Genomic DNA, 23,574 nt, shown 5'->3' on the forward strand with positions numbered 1-23,574 from the left:
TTTCGTGGCCGGTAATTGGCGCGGCGGAGCGAGAGGTCAAGCAAAAAGTTTCAGGCTTTTTGGCTTCAGCCTAAATAACGAGGAAAATTCGACTTTCCGGTTCAATCCGGAATTTTCAGCGGCAGGATGAAGCTCGCCCTGCCGTCCGTTTCCGCGCCGCGGCCGATTCCCTTGATGGCGGCGACGAGCCGGCCGCCGCGGTCGAGCATCCGGTCGCCGATCTCGATCAGCCGTGGGTTGGGGGTCGCGTGCGGCGCCACGCCACGCAGCCGTGCGGCGAGCACGAAGTCGTCTTCCTCGGGATGGAGCGCGAGCGCCGCGATCACCGCCGCGGCCGGCGAGCGGGAGACGCCCATCCAGCAATGCACGAGGATCGGCGCGGATTGGTCCCAGCCGCGCACGAAGGCGATCAGGCTTTCCACATGCGCCTCGCTCGGCGCCACGAGGTCGCCGGTGCCGGCAAAGCCGATATCGTTCATCGCGAGCTTCAGGTGGCGGTCCGCCAAAATCACGCCCGGTCTGTGGAAATCCTGGCGTTCGGCGATCAGGCTCACCATTTCGCGGACGCGGTGCTTCACCGCCATTTCGGCGATGCTCGCAAGCGGACAGACGACGATTGCGGTCATGATGCCCGCCCAGCCCCGTTGCCCACGCCGTTTTCCGCCCCTTCGCCCGCAATCCGGCCGGCCTCGATCGCCTGGAAGCGGTCGAGGAAACGCCGCTGCGCTTCCAGCACCGGCATGGGCTCGATCGGCAGCATGTCGCGGGTGATGCCGCGCGGCTGGCCGAAGAATTTCCGCGCCTCGGTGATGGAAAAGCCGGCGAGCTCGGTCGCCTCGAAGAAGGCGGCGATCGTGTCGGCCTTCTTGATCAGGGTCTTCAGCTCGCGGGAAGGATGCGGCGGCAGGCCGAAGCGCAGGTGGATCGCCGCCTCCAGCCTCTGCTCCACCGCCTTGTAGCCGCCGCCGACCACCGATTTGAACGGTGAGATCATGTCGCCGATGACATATTCCGGCGCGTCGTGCAGCAGCGTCATCTGCAGCGCTTCCGGGGCGCAGGGCTCGTTGCAGCGGCGAAAGATTTCCTCCACCACGAGGCAGTGCTGGGCGACGGAAAAGGCGTGATCGCCGCGCGTCTGGCCGTTCCAGCGGGCGACGCGGGCAAGCCCGTGGGCGATGTCGGAGATTTCGACGTCGAGCGGCGAAGGGTCGAGAAGATCGAGCCGCCGTCCCGACAGCATACGTTGCCAGGCGCGGGCCGTGCCGGTTGCAGTCACGGTTCGGCCTCTTCCGCCGCGACAGGGAAGGCGAGCCCCGTCCATTCGGGAAGCGTGAGCGTCACCACGACATCGCCGGCAATCAGCGGCAGGCCGCGCGCCAGCGCGTCGCCAACCCGGTCGATGCGGACGATCGCGAGCCCCTTGTTGCCCGCGACCGAGCCGAGCGTGCCGACCGCCTTGCCGCCGGCGATGATCTCGGTGCCGGAAGCGGGCAGGCGCTGATCCCCGGAGACGAGGGCCACGCGCCGCCTGGCCGTGCCGCGATGCTGCATGCGGGAGACGACCTCCTGGCCGACATAGCAGCCCTTGCGGAAGGAAAGGCCATCCATCCGGTCGAGCAGCACATCATGCGGAAACGCGTCCTGCAGCGCATAATCGTGGCCGGAAAGCGTCAGCCCGGCCTCGACGCGCAGCGCATGATAGGCCTCTTCCGGCCCCTCGGCCTTTCTGCCGGGCGCGCGGGTGAGCGTGATGCCGGCCCTGGCGAAGGCCGCGTCCTTCACCGCGCCCTTGCCCGCCTCGTCGCCCCAGAAGACGGTGACGCCGTCCTCCGCGCCGGGCACGATATCGACGGCCGCGCGCAGCTTGTACATGGCGAGCCGCCTCATGAGCGCGTCGCGCTGCGAGGTGTCGGTTTCGATCAGGTACCCTTCGCCGTCCCGCCAGATCGTGAAGTCGAAGAGGATCTTGCCCTGCGGCGTCAGGAGCGCGCCGGGACGCGCCTCGCCTTCGGGCAGCGAATCGATGTCGGTGGTGATCAGGTTCTGCAGGAAATCCTGAGCTTGGCTGCCGGAAAGGCGGATCAGGCTGCGCGTCGGAAGATGGGCGGCGGACATGGCACGGGAATCCGGTTGTTCTGAGACTGAGAGTTAAGTCTTCCGCGGAGCGGCGGCAAGACGTGCTCGTAGGTTACCGGCAAAGTTCATAGACGACGAGGCGGTGCGGCAGGCTCCAACTGATCTCCCCCTTGGGGCAGGGCAATTGCCTATGAGCAAAATATGCTGAAGCTTCCGTGGAATGATGAGGCGGCGGGGCGCTTCCCTTCTCCCCCGCGGGGAGAGGGTGGTCCGAAGGACCGGATGAGGGGGGCTAACCCGAAATCCAGCGCTGCGTTTGCCGCGTGTACACATACGCGTTGGGTCTTGCCCTCAAGGGGAGATCGGTCTGCCGCGCTTTCTCCGTCCACAGGCAAGCCTCTACCGAGGCGGAGGTGGGTATCTCAATCGCCGCCGGAGAAGAACTTCCATTTGCCGTCCGGACTGATCCCGGCGCGGAAGAAATTGTAGTTGCCGTTGTCTTCCATGCCTGCGAGGTCGCCGGCGGTGACGATGCGCAGGAGATCGACCCGTTCCGGCGGCGTCAGCGTATCGAGCGCCTTCCCGGTGAAATAGGGCCAGACATAGGCTTCGTCCGGCGTGCCCGCATCGAAATGCGCAGCGCCCGTGGACAGGATGTCGAGCAGGATCGCCAGGATTTCCTGGCCGTCCGGATCTCCGGAAAAGCTCTTCAGCGTCTCGATCGGATCGTCGCTTTCGCCGTTCATCACCGCCGTCTGGTCCGCCCCCGAACCGAGCAGGGGACGCAGGCGTTCGATATCGCCGGAGGCGGCGGCCTCGACGATCTGTTCCCGCATGCGCCTGACCGGCTCCGGCAGCTTCGACATGTCGGTGATGATGTCCGCCGAGACGTCGGAAGCGCCCGGCTGCGGCTGTGCCGTATCCGGTTCGGGCGCGGCGGCGGGCTTTTCGCCGGCCGGCTTGTCGTCGGCTTGCGCGGATTGGTCGATAGCGGGACTGGGCAGGGGCAGGGTCGTGCCTTCGAAGGCTTCCTGGACTTGCCCCTCGCGCTCCGGTTCGGCCTGACGCGGCGATTCTACGCCCGGGCGCAGCTCGGAAAGGGCGAAGGCGCCGCTGCCGGCCGTCAGGCTTGCGGCAGCCGAAAGCATGACGACCATCGAAAGGCGGGCGAGAATCTGGGGCATTGTCGTTTCCGCTGCGTTCCGCATGGGAAACTCCGGCTGTTTATTGGATCGTGCGCTCGGGGGAGAATTCGCCGGCGAGCATGCGGGTGCGGAGCGATTCGAGCATGGCTTCGGCTCCGAGCTCACCATGGATGCGGATGGTTTCGCGCATGGCGAGGACCAGGGCTGCATCGGCAATGATCTCCGGTTCGATACCGTCCGCCCGGCCGTCGGCCCAGGCTTCGCTCTGATATTCCAAGGCGGCCTGCATCTTCTCATGCACGATCATGTCGTCGATGTCGTTGCGGCCTGTCTGCATTCTGTTTTTCCTCGGCGCCGTTTGTTACTAGCCCGTTAAAAACTTTATCAGCCTTTTATCAAAACGACACGGGCTCCTGCGAAAAGAGGTAAATAATCCTCTAATTTCCGAAGCGCGCGGCAATTTCCGTGGCAAGTGTTGCGCCTTCGGCACGGTATCGTTGCTCGGCGGTCCGCGCCGCGTCCGTGCAGGACGTGTGGACGGCGGCGAACGACCGATAGCCCCGGTTGAAGGCGGCGGTCAATCTTTCGCGGCGTTTCGGTTCGTTCGCGGTATCCGCATCGAGCAGTTGCTGCATGGACCGGCGCCAGTCGGAAGCCGGCGCGCCGCAGAGCGTCCGCAGATACTGGATCGAGCCCAGCACTTCCGCCAGCCGGGTGAGCTGCGCGTCGTAGGGTGCCGGCTTTTCCTCGGCCGGCGGTGGGGGCGGTGCCGGTGCCGGCTGCTGTTTCGCGGCCGGCTGCTTCGCCGTCTGGGCCGCGAGCGGCGTTGCGGCAAAAAGAGCGAGAAGCGGAAGTAGCGCGATGATTCTCATGAACGGGTTCCGGCACGGCTGAACTGCCATCTCTTACCGGGCCTCGATCTCCGCCGCCAGCCTTTCGGCGCATTCGAGCACGCTCGGCGGCACCGGCAGCGTGCGGATCTCCTCGACCGTGTACCAGCCGGGATCGGCGGCATCGTCAGCGGCGATCGCTTCGGTGTCCGCATCCGCCTCCACCCGGAAGACCGAGAGGAAGAAATGCCGGCTGTCGTCCTTGTCGCCGTTGAGGTCGTAGGTGGCGAAGAGCACCGGGTTGCGGGCGCGGATGCCGGTCTCCTCGAAGAATTCCCGCACCGCCGTCTCGGCCGGCGTCTCGCCGGGCTCTGCCCGGCCGCCGGGAAAGGCATAGAGATCGGCCGACGGCGGGTTCATCCGGCGGATCAGCAGGAACCGGCCCTCTCGTTCGAGGATCGCGGAGGAGGCGGCTTGCGGGGCAAGGGGCATGTTATGGTCTTCCATCGGCCGCGAGGCTATCTCACGCCGCGTTCAATGTCGGAATATTGCTGACATCCACCTCGCGTTCCGCGTGCCAGGCGTCATAGGCGGCCTGCATCCGCAGCCAGATCGCCGCGCCATCGCCGAACATCTTGCCGAGCCGGGCCGCGACATTCGGCGAGACAGGCTTGCGCTCGCGCAGGATGTCATAGAGCTGCTGGCGCGAAATGCCCAAAAGCTCGGCTATCTCCACCTTCGTCTTTCCCGTCGCCAGGATGATCTCCTCAAGCAGCGCGCCGGGATGGGAGGGGCAGCGCTGGATCGGTCGTTTCGGTTCATACTCCGCCATAGACGTCACTCCCCGGTTTCTATCGACTTAATGATACTGCTCGAAATCGACGCGGACGGCGTCCTTGCCGTCGAATTCGAATGTGATGCACCATGGTCCGTTGACATGAACGGTATAGCGCGTTGGATTGAACCCATGCAGGGCGTGAAAATCAAAACCTGGCAGATTCAGATCCTCCGGGCGTTCCGCCGTTTCGAGGCGGTCCAGCCGCACGAGGATGCGTTTGTGCATCTTTGCGTCGATTTTGCCCGTCTTGCCTGTCTCGAACAAAGCGGCAAGGGCTTTGCTCTTGAATGATTTGATCATGCGATATGTAAGTATGTAGCTTACATATCGTCAAGGATGTAAGCAAGAAATTTACATCGATCCCAACAAGACAGCGCAGCAATGGCGCGTAAGTCGATATTGTAAAAGTATTGTATTTTACCGTATGCTGCAAGCAAAGGAGCATGCGATGGCACGTGCGAAGACGTTCTCCCTCGGCGATACCTATGACGGCATTCTGGCCGATCTCGTCAAGAACGGCCGTTTCGGCACGGAGACGGAAGCCGTTCGCGCCGGCATCCGCATGCTTGCAGACTACGAGATGCGGATGCGATCGCTGCGGCAGGCGATCCATGCGGCGGATGCGGAAATCGAGGCGGGTCAGGGCAGGGAATATGCGTCGGGCGCCGATCTGCTCGCCGACGTCATGCACATGGCGCAGGACGTGAAGCCGCGAGATTTCGAATAGGCAACCCATGAAAACCTACGCCCTCTACGCCTTTGCCGCCCTTGCCGAGATCGCCGGCTGCTTCGCCTTCTGGGCCTGGCTGCGGCTCGGAAAGTCCGCCTGGTGGCTGGCGCCGGGCATGGTCTCGCTCGCCCTCTTCGCCTGGGTCCTGGCGCTGGTGCCGAGCGAAGCGGCCGGGCGGGCCTATGCGGCCTATGGAGCGATCTACATCTTCGCCTCCATTCTCTGGCTCTGGGCGGTCGAGGCCCGCGTGCCGGACCGCTGGGATATTCTCGGCGTCGCCGTCTGCCTGGCCGGCGGGGCGATCATCCTCTTCGGGCCCAGAAGCGCATAGGCGTCGAAGCGCTTGACCCGTTTCCGGGGCGGTGCCATGAAGTCCGCATGTGCGGACGCTACGCCCTGACGGCGACTCCCAAGGATATTTCGGAATTCTTCGGCCTGCTGGATCTCGACGATTTCCCGGCCCGCTACAACATCGCCCCGACGCAGCCGATCCTTGTCGTCACGGCGTCGGAAAGGGCCAGGCCCGGCAGCAACCTGCCGGAGCGCCGCGCTTTTCTCGCCCGCTGGGGCTTTATCCCCGGTTGGGTGAAGGACCCGAAGGAATTTCCGCTGCTGATCAACGCGCGCTCGGAGACGGCGATCGGCAAGGCATCCTTCCGCGCTGCCATGCGCCACCGCCGCATCCTCATTCCCGCAACCGGTTTCTACGAATGGCGCCGGCCGCCGAAGGGGGCGAGCGAAGCGATGCCCGGTGTCAAGCCGCAGGCCTATTGGGTGCGGCCGAGGAAGGGCGGCGTCGTCGCCTTTGCCGGGCTGATGGAGACCTGGTCTTCCGCCGACGGCTCGGAGGTCGATACCGCCGCGATCATGACGACGAAAGCGAATGCCGCGATCCGCCACATCCACGAGCGCATGCCGGTCGTCATCCAGCCGGAGGACTTCGAGCGCTGGCTGGATTGCAAGACGCGCGAGCCGCGCGAGGTGACGGACCTGATGCGGCCGGTTCAGGAGGATTTCTTCGAGGCACTGCCGGTTTCCGACCTGGTCAACAAGGTCGCCAACATGGGGCCGGAGCTTCAGAAACCGGTCGCGGTCGCTTCTCCCGAGGAGGAGCCGCCGAAGAAGCCGAAACCCGACCGGTCGCAGTTGTCGCTCTTCTGATCCTCGGCTTTTCTTTTAAACGGACAATCCTAAATGAACCTGCTCTCCGCCGGCCTTTCCGGCCTCGCGCTCGGCGCCTCGCTCATCGTCGCGATCGGCGCCCAGAACGCCTTCATCCTGCGCCAGGGCCTGATCCGCAGCCATGTCTTCGTGCTCTGCCTGATCTGCGCGCTGTCGGATGCGCTCTTGATCGCCGCCGGCGTCGGCGGCCTCGGCACGATCGTCGCGCAATCGCCGGTGCTGATCTCGGTGGTGACGCTGGGCGGTGCGGTCTTCCTCGGCGTCTATGCGGTCATGGCCTTCCGTCGGGCGGCGAAGCCCGGCGCCATGGTGGCCGGCGCGCCGGAAGCGATGGGGTTGAAAGCGGCGGTGCTCACCTGCCTCGCCTTCACCTTCCTCAATCCGCATGTCTATCTGGATACGGTCGTGCTGCTCGGCAGCCTGTCGGCGGCCTTCGAAGGAGTGGAACGCGTTGCCTATGGCGCCGGCGCGGCGATCGGCTCGTTCCTCTGGTTCTTCGGGTTGGGCTATGGAGCGCGGTTCCTGGCGCCGCTCTTTGCCAGACCCGCCGCCTGGCGGGTTCTGGATGTCGTCATCGGCGTGGTGATGGGGCTGCTCGCGCTCGGACTCTTCTTGAGCTTCCTGCGGGGCGAATGAGACGGGCTCAGCCGGTCGGGGTGAGCTTCGGCTTGCGCTTCAGCATCAGCGCGGCGGCGACCACGGCCTTCAGGCCCAGCGGGCGGTAGGGCGTCGTCGGTTCCGGCTTGGCTTCGGTCTTCGTCTCTGGCTTTTCGGTGCTCATGGCTCTCCTCACACACGCGAATCTGTTGTTCAGCATTGGCTGCGATCGCGGCTCTCCCCATAAAAACGGGCGGAATCGTGGCCGATGAGAAGGCGCCGTCGCCAGCCCTTCATAGAACTGTCATCTTGTCGGAAACTGTTGCGCGGAAGTTGCAATTCACGCCGCCGGAACGGCTTTATACGCTCGCGCTGTCATCCTCGATTGTAATCGTGCCGTAGCGGCGCTGCCAGGCGCGGGCGCTGAAGGGCAGCACGCAGAGATAGGCGACGACGGTGATCGACAGCACCTGCCAGGTGTAGCTCATCAGGAGCGCCACATAGAGCACCACGCCGAGCAGGATGGGGAGCATGAGGTCGCGGCGGATGCGGCTCGATTTGCCGGACCAGACCGGCAGGCGGGAAACCAGGAGATAGCCGATCAGCACCGTGTAGGCGACGCTTCCATAGACGAAGAGGGGCGTGGGCTCGACCCCGAGGAAGCCGAGATAGACCGGCAGCAGCACCAGCATCGCCCCCATCGGGGCGGGCACGCCGACGAAGAATTCCGATTGCCACGGGGCCTTCACCTCGCGGTCGGCCATCACGTTGAAGCGGGCAAGGCGAAGCCCGGCGGCGATGGCATAGAGGAGGGCGGCGATCCAGCCCGGCGAACGGGCGTTGTCGAGCAGGAAGGCGTAGGAGACCAGCGCCGGTGCCACGCCGAAATTGATGATGTCGGCGAGCGAGTCCATCTGCACGCCGAATTTCGACGTGGCCTTGAGGAGACGCGCGACGCGGCCGTCTATGCCGTCCAGGAAGGCCGCCAGCAGCACCATGGCGACGGCCAGCTCGTAACGGCCCTCGAAGGCGAGCCTGATGCCCGTCAGCCCGGCGCAGATGGCAAGCACGGTGATGAGGTTCGGCACCATGAGCCGGATCGGGATTTCGCGCAGGCGCGGTCCTCGGGCCTCGTCATGCGCGCGGGGCGGTTCGGAAGGCGAGGGGGAATTCTCCATGCTGCTCTCGTCCTTCGCTTACGTGCGGCGGCTGATGGTCGGGCCCTTGGCCGAGCCGAATTCCGCAAGCACGGTCTCGCCGCCGATGGCGAGCTGGCCGACGGTGACGCGCGGCTGGGCGCCTGCCGGCACGAAGACGTCAAGCCGCGAGCCGAAACGGATGAGGCCGAAGCGCTCGCCGGCATTGACCGGTTCGGTCGGCTTCACCCAGCAGACGATGCGCCGCGCCACGAGGCCTGCGATCTGCACGACGCCGATCTTGCCGTGGCGGCTTTCGATGACGAGGCCGTTGCGCTCGTTGTCCTCGGAGGCCTTGTCGAGCTCGGCATTGACGAACTGGCCGGGGCGGTATTCGATGCGTGTCACCTGGCCGCGCACCGGCGAGCGGTTGATGTGGCAGTCGAAGACGTTCATGAACACGGAGATGCGCAGCATCGGCTCGGAGCCGAGTTCGAGCTCGGCCGGCGGCACGACCATGGCGACGTGGCTGATCTTCCCGTCGGCGGGGCTGAGCACCAGGTCGTCGTCCTGCGGCACGGCGCGTTCAGGATCGCGGAAGAAATAGGCGCACCAGAGCGTCAGCACGAGCCCGACCCAGAACAGCGGCTCGAAAATCCAGCCGAGGATCAGCGAGGCGATGAAGAAGGCGGCGACGAAGACATAGCCTTCCTTATGGATCGGCACGAGCGTGTTGCGGATGGTGTCGAAGAGATTGATCAACCCTGGTTCTCCTGAGGCATGTCGCGCAAAAATGCGTAAGCGGTTTTGCGACAACGACATGCGAAACGCAAATGGTCAGCGGGAACTGACTACAGAAAAACCGTTTTGGCGGCAATGCGGTTCCGTTGCTGCATGTCGTGGAGTGGCGCCGGGTTTCGCGCGGCGTCCGGCTGTTGGCCCTGGCCCAGTGCCGCCGGGAGAGCGGAGGACTAACCCTCTTCGCCGGATGCCAGGGGCGCGCCGGGCAGATAAAGCGAAATCGGCCGGATCTCGTAGACCGCGGTCGGATTGGCGCGACGCAGCTCGCGCGCCGCCGCGACGGCGTCATCGAGCGTTGGAAAATCCACGACGTAGAAGCCGAGCAGCTGTTCCTTGGTTTCGGCGAAGGGGCCGTCCGTGATCATGCCCTCACCCTTTCCCCGCAGGGTCACGGCGCGTTGCGTGGGACCGAGCCGCGCCGCCGGCCCCAGATGCTTCTCCTTGACGAGACGGTCATTGACCTGGAGCAGCTCGGCCATCAGCGCCGCATCCTCCTCCGTGGTCCAGGATTCGACCACTCCTTCTGCATGATAGGCCAGTATGGCGTAATACATGGATCGTTCCTCCCTCGTGACATCCGTCGATTTCCCCGGTCGGGCCCCTCCGACCGGGCGGAATCCAAAACCTGCTGGATGCCGTTGACTACATATGTTCGGTCGCCGGCGCGCAAGCCCCGTCGCCCGGCCTCTACCGCTCCACGAGCCCGAGCCACGTCGTCAATGCGAGCAGCGGCGAGCCGTAGAATGTGAGGACGAGCAGATAGGCAAGCGCAACGCCGCCGAGGACGACCATTCGCTTGTTCAGGTATCTCTTCATTCGATTGTCCGGGGTTCGGGTTGCGGTTCTGCGGCCGGTCGTTGACGTTCGGCTCGGCCTTCGAAGGCCGAACTACAGAAAAACCGGTTCTGCGGCAAATGGTCGATTTCCGGGAAAGGCACATTCTCCGGTCGCCCCTGCCGTGTCGTCAGTCCGGCGCCAGCCCCCTGCTTTAAGGTTCACGGTCAATTGAAGCCATAAACGAACAGTTGAGCATGGCGGGCCGGGTTTCCTTGTTAAGAACCGGCTCCGTGCGGCGCCTGGTGCGGACATTCAAGTCATTGTTTTCAATTAAACATTATGAGAATCGAAAGGTAGATTATGCAGCATTGGACATCCGGATATGTCGAGGGACTGGATTACACCTATGGTTTTTACCGCGAACTGACGCCGGCCCTGCTGGCTCTCGCCGCCCTCTCTCGCGGGCAGCGGTTCAATCTCGCGGCATCGCATCTCAACTATTGCGAGCTCGGCTGCGGGCAGGGGTTTTCGGTCAATCTTCTCGCGGCAGCCAATCCCGGGATCGAATTCCATGCGAATGATTTCAATCCGGCGCATATCGCAGGTGCGCGCGGCCTTGCGAACGAGGCCGGATTGAAGAACGTGCATTTCTATGAGCATTCCTTTGCGGATTTCACCGACGAACCGGCTTTGCCGGCCGATGGTTTCGACATCATCGCGCTGCACGGCATCTACAGCTGGATATCGGCGGAGAACCGCCGGCATGTCATCGATTTCATCGCCAGGAAGCTGAAGCCCGGCGGGCTCGTCTATATCAGCTACAACGCGCTGCCCGGCTGGGCGGCGGTCCTGCCGCTCCGGCGCATCCTGGTCGATTCCGCCGCAAGGCAGGCCGGGCCGATCGGGCCCCGTATCGACGAAGCGCTGGGGTTCGCCGATTCGCTGCTGAAGGCGGAAGCCGGCTATTTCCGGCAGAATTCCGCGGTTGGCACGCGCCTGGGCTCGATGATGCCCATGTCGCGCAACTATCTGGCCCATGAATATTTCAACCGCGATTGGACGCCCTTCTATTTCGAGGACGTGGCGGCGGAATTCTCTTCCGCCAAGCTCTCCTATGTGGGCGCCGTCAACCTGCTCGATCACATCGACGAAATCTCCCTGACGGAGCATCAGCGGGAGCTGCTGCAGGCGGAAACCGATCCCCTGCGGCGCGAGACCGTGCGGGACTTTCTGGTGAACGAGCAGTTCCGCAACGATCTCTTCGCCAAAGGGGCCCTCGCGCATACGTTCCGCAGCGCCTGCGGCGTCTGGCTCGATACGCGTTTTGCCCTTTCGGTGGAGCGCGCGCAGGTGCCGCCGACGATCAAGGGGGCACGCGGCCGGATCGAGCTGCACGAAGCCGTCTACAACCCTATCCTGGATGCCTTCGCCGGCGGGCCGATCACGGTCCGCGAGCTGCTGACACGGGGCGGCGGCCTCGGCCTGAGCTGGGAGCAGGTGACCCGCGCCCTGTCCGTCCTGGTCGGCGCCGGCCATCTGCAGCCATGCCTGCCGGAAAAGGGCGAGGACCTGCGCGTGGAAAGCTGTCGCGCCTTCAATCTCGCCGTCTGCAGGCGCGCCGAGGACAGCGAGGATCTGCAGTTTCTCGCCTCTCCCGTCACCGGCGGCGGACTGCTTCTGGATCGTTTCGAACAGCTCTTCCTGCTCGCGATCGGCGAGGGTCTTCGGGAGCCGGGACAATGGGCGGGCCTCGCCTGGCGTATCCTGGGGCCTCAGGGCCAGAGGCTTCTGAAGGATGGAAAGCCCCTGGAAACGGCGGAGGAGAATATCGCCGAGCTCTGCGCCCGGGCGGAAAAATTCGCGGAGACGCGACTGCCGGTCTGCGAGCAGCTCAAGATCGTTCTCTGAGAAAAGCCCGCCACGACGATCGCCGGCAAGCCTTCTTCGCAAAAAGGGCTTGCCGCGCCGGGCTATTCCGCCGCCGGCTGGCCGCGCAGAACGACGCCGAGGTCGTCGCTCTCGCGCACTTTTCTCAATTGCTCTTCCGCCTGCACCGCCTCGCGCTGGCGGTTCCACATCGAGGCGTAGAGCCCGTCCGCTTCGAGCAGCGCCGCATGGGTGCCCCGTTCGGCGATCTGCCCGTCGCGCAGCACGATGATCTCGTCGGCGCCGATGACGGTCGAGAGCCGGTGGGCGATGACCAGCGTCGTGCGGTTTTTCGAAACCGTGTCGAGCGCCGACTGGATCTCGTGCTCGGTCGTGGTGTCGAGCGCCGAGGTCGCCTCGTCGAGGATGAGGATCGGCGGTGCCTTGAGGATGGTCCGGGCGATCGCCACGCGCTGCTTCTCGCCGCCGGAAAGCTTCAGGCCGCGTTCGCCGACCTTGGTGTCGAAACCTTCCGGCAGCGCGCGGATGAAATGACCGATCTGCGCGATCTCCGCGGCGGCGAGCACGTCCTCTTCCGTGGCCGAAGGCCGGCCGTAGCGGATGTTGTAGGCGATCGTGTCGTTGAACAGCACCGTATCCTGCGGCACCATGCCGATTGCGGCGCGCAGGGACTTTTGCGTGACCTCGCGCACGTCCTGGCCGTCGATGGCGATCGTGCCGCCCTGGATGTCGTAGAAGCGGTAGAGCAGCCGGGAAATGGTGGATTTGCCCGCACCGGACGGCCCCACGATCGCCACCGTCTTTCCGGCCGGCACCTCGAAGGAGATGCCCTTGAGGATCGGCCGCGCCGGGTCGTAGGAAAAATGCACGTCCTTGAAGGCGATCGACCCGTTTGCGATGGCGAGTTCCTTCGCGCCCGGCCGGTCGGTGACTTCCGGCGCCACTTCCAGGAGATCGAACATCTGCTCGATATCCGTGAGGCCCTGGCGGATTTCGCGATAGACGAAGCCGATGAAGTTAAGCGGCACGGCAAGCTGCATCAGCAGCGCGTTGACGAAGACGAAATCGCCGATCGTCTGCTCGCCGCGCTGCACGGCGAGCGCCGACATCACCATCATCACCGTCTGGCCGATGCCGAAGATGACGCCCTGGCCGAAGTTCAGCCAGCCGAGCGAGGTCCAGACGTCGGTCGCGGCCTTTTCGTAGCGCGCCATCGACGAGTCGAAGCGGCGCGCTTCCATCTCCTCGTTGCCGAAATACTTGACCGTCTCGAAATTCAGAAGCGAGTCGATCGCCTTTGTATTGGCGTCCGTGTCGCTATCGTTCATCGAGCGGCGGATGGCGATGCGCCAGTCGCTCGCCCGGATCGTGAACCAGATGTAGAGCCAGACGGTGACGGCGGTGACGAGAACGTACCAGAAGCCGTAGCTCACCCAGAAGATGATCGCGGTGAGCAGGAATTCGAGCAGCGTCGGCACCGAGTTGAGGATGGTGAAGCGGACGATCGTCTCGATGCCCTTGGTGCCGCGCTCGATGATGCGCGACAGCCCGCCGGTCTTGCGCTCCAGATGGAAGCGCAGCGAGAGCTGGTGCATGTGCACGAAGGTGCGGTAGGCGAGCTGGCGCACCGCATATTGCCCGACCGAGGCGAAAAGCGCGTCGCGGAGCTGGTTGAGGCCGAGCTGCAGGATGCGGGTGAGATTGTAGGCGATGACGAGGACGACCGCGCCGAGCAGGAAGGCCGGCAGGAGGCCGGCCATGTCGAGCCTGCCGTTCAGCGCATCCGTCGCCCATTTGAAGAAATAGGGGACGGCGAGCAGCACGAACTTGGCGAGGAAGAGGTAGAAGGTCGCCCACAGAACGCGCGTCTTCAGGTCCGCCCGGCCCTCGGGCCACATATAGGGCCACAGGTTGACGAGGGTGCCGAGCGGATTGCTGGCATCCGCCGATACGGTCTTTTTTTGTCCTGCCATGAATGTCTCCGCGCGGGCGCGTCGAAGCGCCACCCGGCACATAAGGGGCTGCGCGGCATGTTGCAATGACGGTTTGATGAAACTTCCCGCCTCGCCGGGCAAGGATCGGCCGTCAGGCGCGCGCAGGCCCGTCCCGACGAGCCGGCGCACGGGCCACGCCCCTATTCGATCACCATCACCCGGGCCTCCCGGGCGGCGTTTATGAAGGCCTTGCGCACCTCGCCCGGCGTGACGAGACCGTGAATTCCGTCGAGGCAGGCTTTCACCGCTTCGCAGAAACGCTCTCCGCCGTCATCCGGCCATTCCTTGAGAAGCGCCTCCGCGGCTTCCTCGACCGAATGCACGACGCTGTACCGGCCTATGCCATGCATGGCGAGGCCAACTGGCTGAAACTGGTGCAAACTGCCCGATCTCATGACGTTTTGCCTCTGTTTGCCTGCGACACTGGCAACGTTGCAATAACCATGCCGAACGCGGTGAGGCCAAAGCCCGAGCCGCGCATCAACTTTTATCCTGGAGATTTCGTCCGAACATTTTCGCATGTACAGTGTTTTTCTTTGAGGAGGAGGCAGCGATGAAAGGCCGGAACAACAGACAGGTCCATAATCCTGGTCCGCGTGAACACGACGTTTCGAAATACTGCAAGCGTTTGGGCGTTGACGTTGCCGAAGAGCAAAAGCTGTTGCGGCTACTCGGGAAGCATGCGCCGTTGCACGAAATCCGGTCGAACCTGCCGCCCGGGCAGCCGCGCTTCCGGTGATCCGTTGAGAGCCCCAGCTTGAGAAGAACGGGCCACGCGCCCGCGCCGGAGGTTTTGTCCGCACGGTTGAAATGGGAATGGGGCAGGCGGGGGCATTTCGGGTATTGGTTTTCAGGCTTTCCGCCTGCCCCGATCGCCCGGAGGCGTTTCGGGAGGTACAGTCAGGTCTCCCTTGCGCTTCCATCGACCATCACCGGCAACCGGGTTCCTTCGAACCTGATGAGGAGGCCGGTTCCGGAACCCGGTTTTCCCATTCGATGACCCGATGATTATCGCGCCGCTTCGGGAGGCGGGGACGATGCGGGAAAGCAGCTGGGGTTACGAGGTTGAAAAGCGGCGCGGAAATTTTTTGAGGAGGGGAAATTTGTCCACGCCGAAGCGGGAGAAGGCACATTGCCGCGGGCGAGACGTGTCAGGCCGCATCGTCCACCGGTGCGATGGAGAATTTCAGGCCCTGAGCCACCTGTTTCGCCAGCGCAATATCCCGTCGCTGCGAAGACTCGAGCGGGATTCGGTAGCAAATGCCGCGAGCCGCGGGGCGTTCATAGCATTTTTGCGCCACAAGCGGACATCAAGAGGTCGCTGATAAGGACTGTTTTGCTGAACCTGAGGCGTCCAGCGTTTCCCGACGCAGGTAGGTCCAATCGATCAATTCTGCCATGGCTGGCCCAAGTGCCTTACCCAAGTCCGTGAGCGCGTATTCCACTCTCGGAGGCACCTGCGGATAGACTGTTCGAGTAATTATCCCCTCCTTCTCCAGCTCCTTCAGTTGCTGGATGAGCATCTTCTGATTGACGCCTTCCATGCGCCTCTCAAGCTCTGAGAAACGCAGCGGCTCCTTCGCACCGAACAACTGGCAGATGATGACGATCTTCCACTTGCCCTCCAGCACACGCAGGGCGTCCGTGGTCGCTTCTGCCCATACAAGATGCTGCTGCGGGTCACCGCAATTCCATTCGCGTTCCTGTGCCATACTTACCTTTTGGTGGGTAACCCACCTTCCAGTCCGTTCTTGTCGATATGACAGTATGTATTACCTTGGGGAGCAGAACACCAGGAGTATCAGCATGAAAATCGGCATTATCGGTGTTGGCAACATCGGCGGCACCCTTGCTCGCAAGCTCGCATCTGCGGGGCATGAGGTCAGGGTCGCCAACTCCAAGGGCGTTGGCGATGTGAAGCCATTCGCGGACGAGGTGGAGGCCACGGCGGCGGACACGCGCGGGGCCATTTCCGGCGCGGATTTGGTCATCATGTCCATCCCTCTCCCCGCCCTTGAGAAGTTGCCAAAAGACCTTTTCAAGGATGTGCCTGAGAGTGTCCCTGTCGTTGACACCAGCAACTATTATCCGGGGATGCGTGATCCTCAGATCGCTGACCTTGATGCGGGTGAGGTTGAGAGCGTGTGGGTGTCAAAGCAGCTCGGCCGCCCTGTCATCAAGACATTCAACAATATCCTCGCCGAAACCTTGGCGAAACTCGGCCAGCCCGAAGGCGCTCCCGGTCGGTTGGCCGTCGCAGTTGCCGGAGACGACGCCGGAGCCAAGCAGGTGGTCATGGGGATCGTCAACGAAGTGGGCTTTGACCCGGTTGACGCCGGGACGCTGGCGGAATCCTGGCGGCAGCAGCCCTCAACACCGGCTTACTGTTGTGACTACGACGCCGCCACCATGCGCAAGGCACTCGCCGCTGCAGTGAGGGGCGAAGCGCCCAAGAAGCGCGACCAATTGCTCGACAAGATGAGGACGCTTGGCCCGAACCCGACCCATGCTGACATGGTGGCGATGAACCGCTCGCTCAACCCGCTGACCTAAGGGGAGAGGGGACGTCCCCCGATGCGGCGTGATGGATGCGGATCGGCGCGGCATATCCCTTCTCCCCGTCTGCGGGGAGAAGGATGAGGGGCGATGTGTCTGCCGGCTGGCGGGGAGGGGCGAAAGATACCGCTACGACTTCCGGTGCAGCATCCGCTGGCGGTGCAGTTCTTCCGAATCCGGGCGGTACTCCTCCGGCACGCCGAAGATCTGGCCGGGCTGGATGATGTCCGGATTGCGGATCTGGTCCTCGTTGGCGAGATAGATCGTCGTGTAGCGGACGCCCTGGCCGTAGACGCGGCGGGAGATCTGCCACAGCGTGTCGCCGCGGCGGATGATCACGGACGCACGTTCGCTCTGGGTGAGCGGCGCCTGCTGGATGGTCCGGGCGCTGCCCGCATCCGTCGCCGTGGCCGGTGCGGCGGGCGCGCTCGCCGCCACCTCGACGCCGTCGAGTCCCCGGGCGATGGCCGGACCGACGGCGCGGGCGATCAGTTCGCCGATCTGCTTCAGGCCGGCGCCGACGGCGGCGACGTCCTTCGGAAGCGCGTCGAGCGCCGCGAGCGCGGTTGCCGCATCCTTGGAGGTCGTCTCGGCGATCGCGCGGGCGGCGGCCGCGGCATCGGCCGGCAGGCGGTATTCGGAAAGCGATTTCAGCGCGATCGAGGTCGCGGACCGGGCGGCGGCCATCTGCTCCGCTGAGGGAACCCGGCCGGCCTCGTAAAGGCCGCGCAAGAGGTTGAAGGCGCGCACGGTCTCGTTGCGCAGCTTGTCGAAGGCGCCGGCCTCGAGCATGGCCGCGGCATCGCCGTCGCGCGGCGCGGCGACGGCGGCGATCTGGTCGCCGGCCGGACGGTTGAAGGGCACTTCGACGCGCACCAGGACCTCGCCGCCCGCGCCGAGCGCTTCGACGGAGATCCGGTGGTCGCCGACTGAAAGTTCGCGCGTTCCCTCGATCACGAAGCTGCCGTCCTGGCCGGCCCGGGCGGTGCCGATCGGCTGGCCGTCGGCCGCGCCGCGCAGCGACATGCCGGGCTTGGCGACGCCGGCGACGAAAATCTTGGTTCCCTCGATCTCCACGGCGGTGACCTGCAGTTCCGGCGCCGCGGTTGCAGCTCCCGGAAGCGGAGAGGCCGGTACGGCAGCGGGGATATTGGGTGCTGCGGCGGCGAGATCGGACGAGGCCGCCGGCAGGGCGGGCGTGCCGGCGGGGGCATTTGCAGCCGGTGCCGCGGGCGCCGAAGGTGCCGAGAGGGGCGAGGCGGCGGCGGTATCGGTGGCGGGAGCGGCCGGTGCCGCCGATGGGACCGTCGCGGCGGTCGCGGAGGGTGCGGCAGGCTTGCCGCTTTCCTGGGGCGACGGCATGGCGACCACGCGGCTCGCCTTGCCCGGCTTGGTCACCAGGGCAAGCAGCTTGCCGCTGTTGTCGGTCGGAATGGAAATCGTCGCGGTCTCTTCGGACATCGTCGCCTTGCCGTCCTTGCCGGTCGCCTTCAGCACGAGCTGGTGGTCGCCGGGCGGCAGAGGCTTGTCGAGGGGAATGGCGAAATCGCCGCTCGGGCCGACATCGACCTTGCCGATGACGGAGGTGCCGTCGGTGACTTCGAGCGTGGAATGGGGTTCGGCGCGGCCGGCGATGACGGTGGAGCCGTCCGGCTCGACGCGCAGCACGTCGAAGGAGGGAGACGTCATGCCGGCAGCGGACTGCTCGGCCGCGGCAGGCGGCTTGGCGGCCTGGGATGCCGCCGGCGCCGCGGGAACGGCGGCCTGCCCGGAAAGCGGGGTTTCCGGCGGCTTGGCGGCCTGCTGCGTGTCCGTCACCGCGTCCTTGACGGCATTGCCGGCCGCATTGATCGCATCCCCGAGCGGCTGTGCGTCATGGTTGATCCTCGGCAACACGAAGAACACCATCAGCAGCGATGCGATGGCAAGTGCGAAAAGGGCCAGCCAGCCGGCGCGGTTTCTGATCATCAATATCTCTCTCCCGACGGGTTCCAAAATCCTTCCGGCAGAATTCAAGTCGGATTTGAAGAACGATGCTTTACCGTCGCATATTCGGATTAACCCTTTCCTCCTGCCTCCACAAGCTTTTCGGGCTATAAACCCTTGCTCTTCCGGGCATTTCCCGTCAATTTTGGCGATCGGGGCCCTGTTCCCGCCCTTGCCTCGATGCCTCACGGAGAAAACTGTTGCCGATTCGATCCATCTGCGTTTACTGCGGCTCTCAGCCGGGGCGCGATCCCGCCTATATCGCGGCGGGCCGCGCGCTCGGCAAATCCATTGCCGCCCACGGGCTTCGGCTTGTCTACGGCGGAGGCACGAAGGGCATCATGGGTGCGGTCGCGGCCGGCGTTCTGTCGAACGGCGGTCAGGTCACCGGCATCATTCCCGAATTTCTTGTCGATATGGAGGCGACACGCCACTCTCTCGGCCAGCTCGACGAGTTGATTGTGACCGAGGACATGCACGCGCGCAAGCATAAGATGTTCGAACGGGCCGACGCTTTCGTGACGCTGCCGGGCGGCATCGGCACGCTGGAGGAGATCGTCGAGATCATGACCTGGGCGCAGCTCGGCCGCCACGAGAAGCCGATGGCCTTCGCCAATATCGACGGCTTCTGGGACCCGATGCTGGACCTGATCACCCACATGCGCGAGCAGGGTTTCATCCACCGCGCCCATCTCGTCCAGCCGCTGGTCATCCCGGACGTGGAGCAGATCGTTCCGGCGATCCTGGAGCGCGGCGAGGAGCGCCCGCCATCCGACGGCGAAGACGCCGTCATCTCCAGGCTCTGATCCGCCTCGACGCGGCTACCGGCTTCTCAGCATCGACCAGGTGTAGAGCACGAGCGCCGCCCAGATCAGCACGAAGGCGCCGAGCTTCACGGAGCTGAGCGGCTCGTGGAAAACGAAGACGGCGACCAGGAAGATCATCGTCGGCGCGATATACTGCATGATGCCGATGGTCGAGAGTTTCAGCAGCTTGGCGCCGTTGGCATAGATCATCAGCGGCCCGGCGGTGACGACGCCGGCGGCCATCAGGATGAAGGCATCCCAGCCGCTCGAATTGGTGAGATGGCCCTGGCCCGTGGCCTCCAGCCAGATCACGTAGGGCAGGCAGGGGATGCTGATCAGAAGCACTTCCAGGAAGAAGCCCTGGTTCGGGCCGATCGGCAGCGTCTTGCGGAAGAGCGCGTAGAAGCCCCAGGTGACGGTGAGCGCGATCGACACCCATGGCAGCCCGCCGGCGTCGATCGTCAGGATCGCCACTGCGGCGGCCGCAAGCCCGATCGCCGCCATCTGCGCCGGCGCCAGCCGTTCCTTCAGGACGACGGCGGCAAGAAGGACGCTGAAGAGCGGGTTGATGAAATAGCCGAGCGCCGCATCCAGCGTGCGGCCGGCCGCGACCGCCCAGACGTAGATGCCCCAGTTGGCGCCGATGATCGCGGCGGTGAGCGTCGCCATGGCGAGCATGCGTGGGTTCTTGAGCGCGACCTTGAGATCGCCCGTGCGGCGGATGAGCACGAGCACGAGGCCTGCAACGGGCACCGACCAGATGGCGCGGTTGGCCAGAACTTCCAGCGAAGGAATATGGGCGACGGCTTTCAGATAGAGCGGCAGGAAACCCCAGAGGAAATAGGCCGCCAGCCCGAAGGCGAACCCGCGCGGCGTGTCTTCGTTCTTCACCACGTCCGGGGCGGTATCGGTGGCCATGAGGGTGTTTCCATGATGCTTGTTCTGGTTGCCTTCGCTCTAAACGAACAGGTTGAGCCGAACCAATTCATTTCGGTGAAGGATCCATGACCTGCCGCGATCCTGCCGGCAGCGCCGGACATGGCCTGGCGACGGGAGCGGGATAGGATGTACGCGCCGATAGAATGTGCAGAGAGGGTGAACTGCATGCTCTCGCGTCGCGCACAGAACGCGATGGACGGTAGAGGCGCCGCATCATATCCTCCGTTCGGCAGAGATGGAGAAGACAAGTGGGGAGCTCGGATGGCCGTTGAGAATGAGCCGCTGCACCGGCAAATCTATGCGAGGCAGATGCTGGCGAAGGCCGGGGTGGCCCGGAACGGCCGGCTTCTTGCCGCCTTTGCGAAAGTGCCGCGCGAAAAATTCGTCGGGCCGGCGCCGTGGGTCTATAGCGATTTCCGCAACTACCGGGAACTGGCTTCCGACGATCCGCTGGTCCTCTATCAGGACGTGCTGATCGGCCTCGACACCAAGCGCGGGGTCAACAACGGCATGCCGTCGCTGCATGCGGGGGCCCTCGATGCATTGGCGATCCGGGAAGGGGAGACGGTCGCCCATCTCGGGGCCGGAACGGGATATTACACGGCGATCGTCGCGGAGCTCGTCGGACCCTCGGGCCGGGTGATCGCGATCGAATATGACGAGGCGCTGGCCGACCGGGCGCGGCAGAACCTTGCCGGCTATCGGAATGTCGAGGTCGTGGCGGGCGACGCCACCGAATGGCCGAAGGACGACGCGGATGTCGTCTACGCCAATTTCGCGCTCGACCATCCGCCGGCCGCTTGGATCGACAACCTGGCGGTCTCCGGCCGCGCGCTCTTTCCGTTGGGCATACCGGCGGTCGAGGACGGCAGGCGCGCGGGCTTCACCCGCATTGCGGGGTTCCTGATGGTCGACCGGCGCGCCGCCGGTTTCGGCGCGAAATTCCTGCAGCCGGTCTCCTTCGTCTGGGCGGAAGGGCAGGAGCCGCCGCCGGAAGACCGTCATGCGGGGCTGGCAGAGGCCTTCCGTTCGCGCCGGGGCTATCAGGTGCGTAGCCTTCGCTGGCGCACACCGCCCACGGGGGAGGAGTGGTACGGCGAAGAGGACTGGGGCCTGTCTTTCGAGGAGGTCTGAGGGCCGCGGATTTCGCCATACCAGCCCGGACTTGGCCGCATCACCTGCGGCCAAGTGACTTGCTCTCACCCGAGGTTCACGCCTCGGAGGGATTAATCGCATTTATCCTGCGTGGCGGCCGAAGCGGCGGTTTCCCCGCCCTTCTGTTGCGCGACGGCGTCCTGGTTGGATGTCGCAAGATTGCTGCTTTCACCCATCGGCATCGTTGCGCCGTCCTTCTGCGGTGGCTTGGTGGCGGCATCCGCGCTGGTTGTCGTCGTTCCGGTTGCGGTATCGGTCTGTGCCTGCGTGCCCGCATTGCCTTCCAGAGGCGCGCGGGTGCCGTCCTTGGCGATGCCGCTGCGGGCCTCCTTGTTTACGGACCCGGTGACGTCGACGCAGTCGGCAAAGGCCGGTTGGAACGCGAAAGCTGCCATCCCGACGGCAGCCGCGATCAAGGAAATTGGCTTCATGGGACTTCCTCCTAGTTGATAGTCCCTAACCATGCAGCCTACCCAAGGTTCCGGAGAAGCATCACTCCGCCGCGATTTTCCCCGCCAGTTCCCGGTTCTTCATCAGCTTGTAGATGACGGAATCGATCAGCGCCTGGAAGGAGGCGTCGATGATGTTTTCCGAGACGCCGACGGTCCACCAGCGCACGCCGCTCGAATCGGTGGATTCGATCAGCACGCGGGTGATCGCCTCCGTGCCGCCGTTGAGGATACGCACCTTGAAGTCGGCGAGAACGAGGTCGTCGATCTCGTGCTGGTACTTGCCGAAATCCTTGCGCAGCGCCCGGTCGAGCGCGTTGACCGGGCCGTCCCCTTCGGCGACCGACATATGCGTCTCGCCGTCGACGACGATCTTCACGACGGCTTCCGAGACGATCTTGATCCGCCCGTGGGAATCGAAGCGGCGCTCCACCATCACGCGAAAACCTTCGATCGAGAAGAAATCGGGGATGGTGCCGAGCGTGCGGCGGGCGAGCAGCTCGAAGCTTGCGTCGGCGCCCTCGTAGGCATAGCCGGAGGCCTCGCGGTCCTTGACGATCGCGATGAGCTGGTCGAGCTTCGGATCGTCCTTGGCGACCTCGATGCCGCGCCGTTTCAAGGCGTTGATGAAGTTCGACTTGCCGCCCTGGTCCGACACCATGACCTTGCGGAAGTTGCCGACGCTTTCCGGCGTCACATGCTCGTAGGTGCGCGGGTCCTTCAGGAGCGCCGAGGCGTGGATGCCGGCCTTGGTGGCGAAGGCGGACGCGCCGACGTAAGGGCTCTGGTGGTTCGGCGAGCGGTTCAGGAGCTCATCGAAGGCATGGCTGAGATTGGTGAGGCCGGAGAGCCGCTCCGGGTCGATCGCCGTCTCGTAAAGCGTCGCATAGGCGTCCTTCAGGGAAAGCGTCGCGATCAGAGTCACCAAATTGGCATTGCCGCAGCGCTCGCCGATGCCGTTCAGGGTGCCCTGGATCTGCCGACAGCCGGCTTCGACCGCGGCGAGCGAATTGGCGACCGCCTGGCCGGTGTCGTCATGGGCATGGATGCCGAGCGAAGCCCCCGGAATGCCGGATGCGATCACGGCTTCGACGATGGCGCGCACCTCGCCCGGCTGCGTGCCCCCGTTCGTATCGCAGAGCACCACCCAGCGGGCGCCGGCGTCATGGGCCGTTCTCGCGCAGGCAAGCGCATATTCGGGATTGGCCTTGTAGCCGTCGAAGAAATGCTCGCAATCGACCATTGCCTCCTTGCCGGCATGCCGGGCGGCCTCGACGCTCTCGCGGATCGCTTCGAGGTTCTCCTCGTTCGAACAGCCGAGCGCGACGCGCACATGGTAGTCCCAGCTTTTCGCCACGAAACAGACCGCGTCGCTCTTCGCCTGCAGCAGGACGCTGAGCCCCGGATCGTTGGAGGCGGAAATGCCGGCGCGCTTGGTCATGCCGAAGGCGACGAACTTCGATTTCTCCGTGCGCTTTTCGGAAAAGAAGGCGGTGTCGGTCGGATTGGCGCCAGGATACCCGCCCTCGACATAGTCGATGCCGAACTCGTCGAGCATGTTGGAAATGGCGATCTTGTCCTCGACGGAAAAATCGACGCCGGGCGTCTGCTGTCCGTCCCGGAGCGTGGTGTCGAAGAGATAGATGCGTTCGCGTGTCATGGGCGCTCCTCCTGGAGCGAAGTTATGCTG

The 23,574-nt window shown here is 64.5% G+C and carries 29 protein-coding genes; 8 read left to right on the forward strand and 21 right to left on the reverse strand.

Annotated features, from left to right (window positions below; translation table 11 throughout):
- Window positions 1-101: 101 nt before the first annotated feature.
- The 9 genes from ACMGE0_RS06825 to ACMGE0_RS06865 form a co-directional block, all read right to left on the reverse strand.
- Window positions 102-626: a tyrosine phosphatase family protein gene (locus tag ACMGE0_RS06825; RefSeq protein WP_436815125.1), complete on the reverse strand. Its 525-nt coding sequence runs from the start codon at window positions 624-626 to the stop codon at window positions 102-104.
- Entirely contained in the window at window positions 623-1,240 is a 618-nt protein-coding gene (locus ACMGE0_RS06830) for a YfbR-like 5'-deoxynucleotidase (protein ID WP_436815501.1), read from the reverse strand. The genes ACMGE0_RS06825 and ACMGE0_RS06830 overlap by 4 nt, the downstream gene beginning before the upstream one ends.
- A 32-nt stretch (window positions 1,241-1,272) precedes the next feature.
- A complete protein-coding gene (gene ygfZ / locus ACMGE0_RS06835) occupies window positions 1,273-2,115 on the reverse strand; it encodes a CAF17-like 4Fe-4S cluster assembly/insertion protein YgfZ (protein ID WP_436815126.1) in 843 nt (280 codons plus the stop codon).
- 383 nt (window positions 2,116-2,498) lie between these two features.
- Window positions 2,499-3,260 carry a hypothetical protein gene (locus ACMGE0_RS06840; RefSeq protein WP_436815127.1) on the reverse strand — a complete coding sequence of 254 codons (762 nt, stop codon included), beginning with the start codon at window positions 3,258-3,260 and terminating at the stop codon, window positions 2,499-2,501.
- A 40-nt stretch (window positions 3,261-3,300) separates the two neighbouring features.
- Complete coding sequence (locus ACMGE0_RS06845) at window positions 3,301-3,558, reverse strand: hypothetical protein (protein ID WP_085422867.1); 258 nt, start codon at window positions 3,556-3,558, stop codon at window positions 3,301-3,303.
- A gap of 100 nt (window positions 3,559-3,658) precedes the next feature.
- On the reverse strand, window positions 3,659-4,093 hold the full coding sequence (locus ACMGE0_RS06850) for a TIGR02301 family protein (protein ID WP_436815128.1): 435 nt from the start codon (window positions 4,091-4,093) through the stop codon (window positions 3,659-3,661).
- Between the two features lie 33 nt (window positions 4,094-4,126).
- On the reverse strand, window positions 4,127-4,543 hold the full coding sequence (locus ACMGE0_RS06855) for an NUDIX hydrolase (RefSeq protein ID WP_436815129.1): 417 nt from the start codon (window positions 4,541-4,543) through the stop codon (window positions 4,127-4,129).
- 31 nt (window positions 4,544-4,574) lie between these two features.
- A complete protein-coding gene (locus ACMGE0_RS06860) occupies window positions 4,575-4,883 on the reverse strand; it encodes a HigA family addiction module antitoxin (RefSeq protein ID WP_436815130.1) in 309 nt (102 codons plus the stop codon).
- 27 nt (window positions 4,884-4,910) lie between these two features.
- Window positions 4,911-5,189, reverse strand: a complete 279-nt coding sequence (locus ACMGE0_RS06865; RefSeq protein ID WP_436815131.1) for a type II toxin-antitoxin system RelE/ParE family toxin — start codon at window positions 5,187-5,189, stop codon at window positions 4,911-4,913.
- A 148-nt stretch (window positions 5,190-5,337) separates the two neighbouring features.
- On the opposite strand from ACMGE0_RS06865, the gene ACMGE0_RS06870 reads away from it, so the two are divergent.
- The 4 genes from ACMGE0_RS06870 to ACMGE0_RS06885 are packed head-to-tail and all read left to right on the forward strand — an operon-like array spanning window position 5,338 to window position 7,437.
- Complete coding sequence (locus tag ACMGE0_RS06870) at window positions 5,338-5,616, forward strand: type II toxin-antitoxin system ParD family antitoxin (protein ID WP_436815132.1); 279 nt, start codon at window positions 5,338-5,340, stop codon at window positions 5,614-5,616.
- A 7-nt stretch (window positions 5,617-5,623) separates the two neighbouring features.
- Window positions 5,624-5,950: a YnfA family protein gene (locus ACMGE0_RS06875; RefSeq protein WP_436815133.1), complete on the forward strand. Its 327-nt coding sequence runs from the start codon at window positions 5,624-5,626 to the stop codon at window positions 5,948-5,950.
- A gap of 47 nt (window positions 5,951-5,997) precedes the next feature.
- Entirely contained in the window at window positions 5,998-6,780 is a 783-nt protein-coding gene (locus ACMGE0_RS06880) for an SOS response-associated peptidase (protein WP_436815134.1), read from the forward strand.
- Between the two features lie 39 nt (window positions 6,781-6,819).
- A complete protein-coding gene (locus ACMGE0_RS06885) occupies window positions 6,820-7,437 on the forward strand; it encodes a LysE/ArgO family amino acid transporter (RefSeq protein WP_436815502.1) in 618 nt (205 codons plus the stop codon).
- Between the two features lie 7 nt (window positions 7,438-7,444).
- Here ACMGE0_RS06885 and ACMGE0_RS06890 read toward each other — a convergent pair whose 3' ends face one another.
- The 5 genes from ACMGE0_RS06890 to ACMGE0_RS06910 form a co-directional block, all read right to left on the reverse strand.
- On the reverse strand, window positions 7,445-7,582 hold the full coding sequence (locus ACMGE0_RS06890; RefSeq protein ID WP_436815135.1) for a hypothetical protein: 138 nt from the start codon (window positions 7,580-7,582) through the stop codon (window positions 7,445-7,447).
- Between the two features lie 175 nt (window positions 7,583-7,757).
- Window positions 7,758-8,576 (reverse strand): CDP-diacylglycerol--serine O-phosphatidyltransferase, encoded by an 819-nt coding sequence (gene pssA / locus ACMGE0_RS06895; RefSeq protein WP_436815136.1) that lies wholly within the window; start codon window positions 8,574-8,576, stop codon window positions 7,758-7,760.
- Window positions 8,577-8,594: 18 nt separating this feature from the next.
- Entirely contained in the window at window positions 8,595-9,293 is a 699-nt protein-coding gene (locus ACMGE0_RS06900; RefSeq protein WP_436815503.1) for a phosphatidylserine decarboxylase, read from the reverse strand.
- 212 nt (window positions 9,294-9,505) lie between these two features.
- A complete protein-coding gene (locus tag ACMGE0_RS06905; RefSeq protein ID WP_436815137.1) occupies window positions 9,506-9,889 on the reverse strand; it encodes a YciI family protein in 384 nt (127 codons plus the stop codon).
- A gap of 133 nt (window positions 9,890-10,022) precedes the next feature.
- A complete protein-coding gene (locus tag ACMGE0_RS06910; protein WP_436815138.1) occupies window positions 10,023-10,151 on the reverse strand; it encodes a hypothetical protein in 129 nt (42 codons plus the stop codon).
- 321 nt (window positions 10,152-10,472) lie between these two features.
- Between ACMGE0_RS06910 and ACMGE0_RS06915 the strand changes: the two genes are divergently transcribed.
- Window positions 10,473-12,020 (forward strand): class I SAM-dependent methyltransferase, encoded by a 1,548-nt coding sequence (locus tag ACMGE0_RS06915; protein ID WP_436815139.1) that lies wholly within the window; start codon window positions 10,473-10,475, stop codon window positions 12,018-12,020.
- A gap of 62 nt (window positions 12,021-12,082) precedes the next feature.
- Here the strand turns inward: ACMGE0_RS06915 and ACMGE0_RS06920 are convergent, their stop codons facing one another.
- The 3 genes from ACMGE0_RS06920 to ACMGE0_RS06930 form a co-directional block, all read right to left on the reverse strand.
- Window positions 12,083-13,972, reverse strand: coding sequence for an ABCB family ABC transporter ATP-binding protein/permease (locus ACMGE0_RS06920; protein ID WP_436815140.1), 1,890 nt, complete (start codon window positions 13,970-13,972; stop codon window positions 12,083-12,085).
- A gap of 161 nt (window positions 13,973-14,133) precedes the next feature.
- Window positions 14,134-14,388: a DUF982 domain-containing protein gene (locus ACMGE0_RS06925; protein ID WP_436815141.1), complete on the reverse strand. Its 255-nt coding sequence runs from the start codon at window positions 14,386-14,388 to the stop codon at window positions 14,134-14,136.
- Window positions 14,389-15,303: 915 nt separating this feature from the next.
- Window positions 15,304-15,705 (reverse strand): winged helix-turn-helix transcriptional regulator, encoded by a 402-nt coding sequence (locus ACMGE0_RS06930; RefSeq protein WP_436815142.1) that lies wholly within the window; start codon window positions 15,703-15,705, stop codon window positions 15,304-15,306.
- A gap of 94 nt (window positions 15,706-15,799) precedes the next feature.
- Here ACMGE0_RS06930 and ACMGE0_RS06935 point away from each other — a divergent pair, with 94 nt between their 5' ends.
- Entirely contained in the window at window positions 15,800-16,546 is a 747-nt protein-coding gene (locus ACMGE0_RS06935; protein ID WP_436815143.1) for an NADPH-dependent F420 reductase, read from the forward strand.
- 132 nt (window positions 16,547-16,678) lie between these two features.
- Here the strand turns inward: ACMGE0_RS06935 and ACMGE0_RS06940 are convergent, their stop codons facing one another.
- Entirely contained in the window at window positions 16,679-18,517 is a 1,839-nt protein-coding gene (locus ACMGE0_RS06940) for an Ig-like domain-containing protein (protein WP_436815144.1), read from the reverse strand.
- A gap of 218 nt (window positions 18,518-18,735) precedes the next feature.
- On the opposite strand from ACMGE0_RS06940, the gene ACMGE0_RS06945 reads away from it, so the two are divergent.
- Window positions 18,736-19,341, forward strand: coding sequence for an LOG family protein (locus ACMGE0_RS06945; RefSeq protein ID WP_436815145.1), 606 nt, complete (start codon window positions 18,736-18,738; stop codon window positions 19,339-19,341).
- Between the two features lie 15 nt (window positions 19,342-19,356).
- On the opposite strand, the gene rarD is transcribed toward ACMGE0_RS06945, so the two are convergent.
- Entirely contained in the window at window positions 19,357-20,259 is a 903-nt protein-coding gene (gene rarD, locus ACMGE0_RS06950) for an EamA family transporter RarD (RefSeq protein ID WP_436815146.1), read from the reverse strand.
- A gap of 282 nt (window positions 20,260-20,541) precedes the next feature.
- On the opposite strand from rarD, the gene ACMGE0_RS06955 reads away from it, so the two are divergent.
- Window positions 20,542-21,414: a protein-L-isoaspartate O-methyltransferase family protein gene (locus tag ACMGE0_RS06955; protein WP_436815147.1), complete on the forward strand. Its 873-nt coding sequence runs from the start codon at window positions 20,542-20,544 to the stop codon at window positions 21,412-21,414.
- A gap of 92 nt (window positions 21,415-21,506) precedes the next feature.
- Here the strand turns inward: ACMGE0_RS06955 and ACMGE0_RS06960 are convergent, their stop codons facing one another.
- Both ACMGE0_RS06960 and cimA read right to left on the reverse strand, forming a co-directional pair.
- Entirely contained in the window at window positions 21,507-21,866 is a 360-nt protein-coding gene (locus tag ACMGE0_RS06960; RefSeq protein ID WP_436815148.1) for a hypothetical protein, read from the reverse strand.
- 61 nt (window positions 21,867-21,927) lie between these two features.
- Window positions 21,928-23,544, reverse strand: coding sequence for a citramalate synthase (gene cimA, locus ACMGE0_RS06965; RefSeq protein ID WP_436815149.1), 1,617 nt, complete (start codon window positions 23,542-23,544; stop codon window positions 21,928-21,930).
- Window positions 23,545-23,574 lie beyond the last annotated feature (30 nt).

It is taken from the genome of Neorhizobium descurainiae, assembly GCF_051400715.1.
In the GTDB taxonomy this organism is placed as follows: Bacteria; Pseudomonadota; Alphaproteobacteria; order Rhizobiales; family Rhizobiaceae; genus Neorhizobium.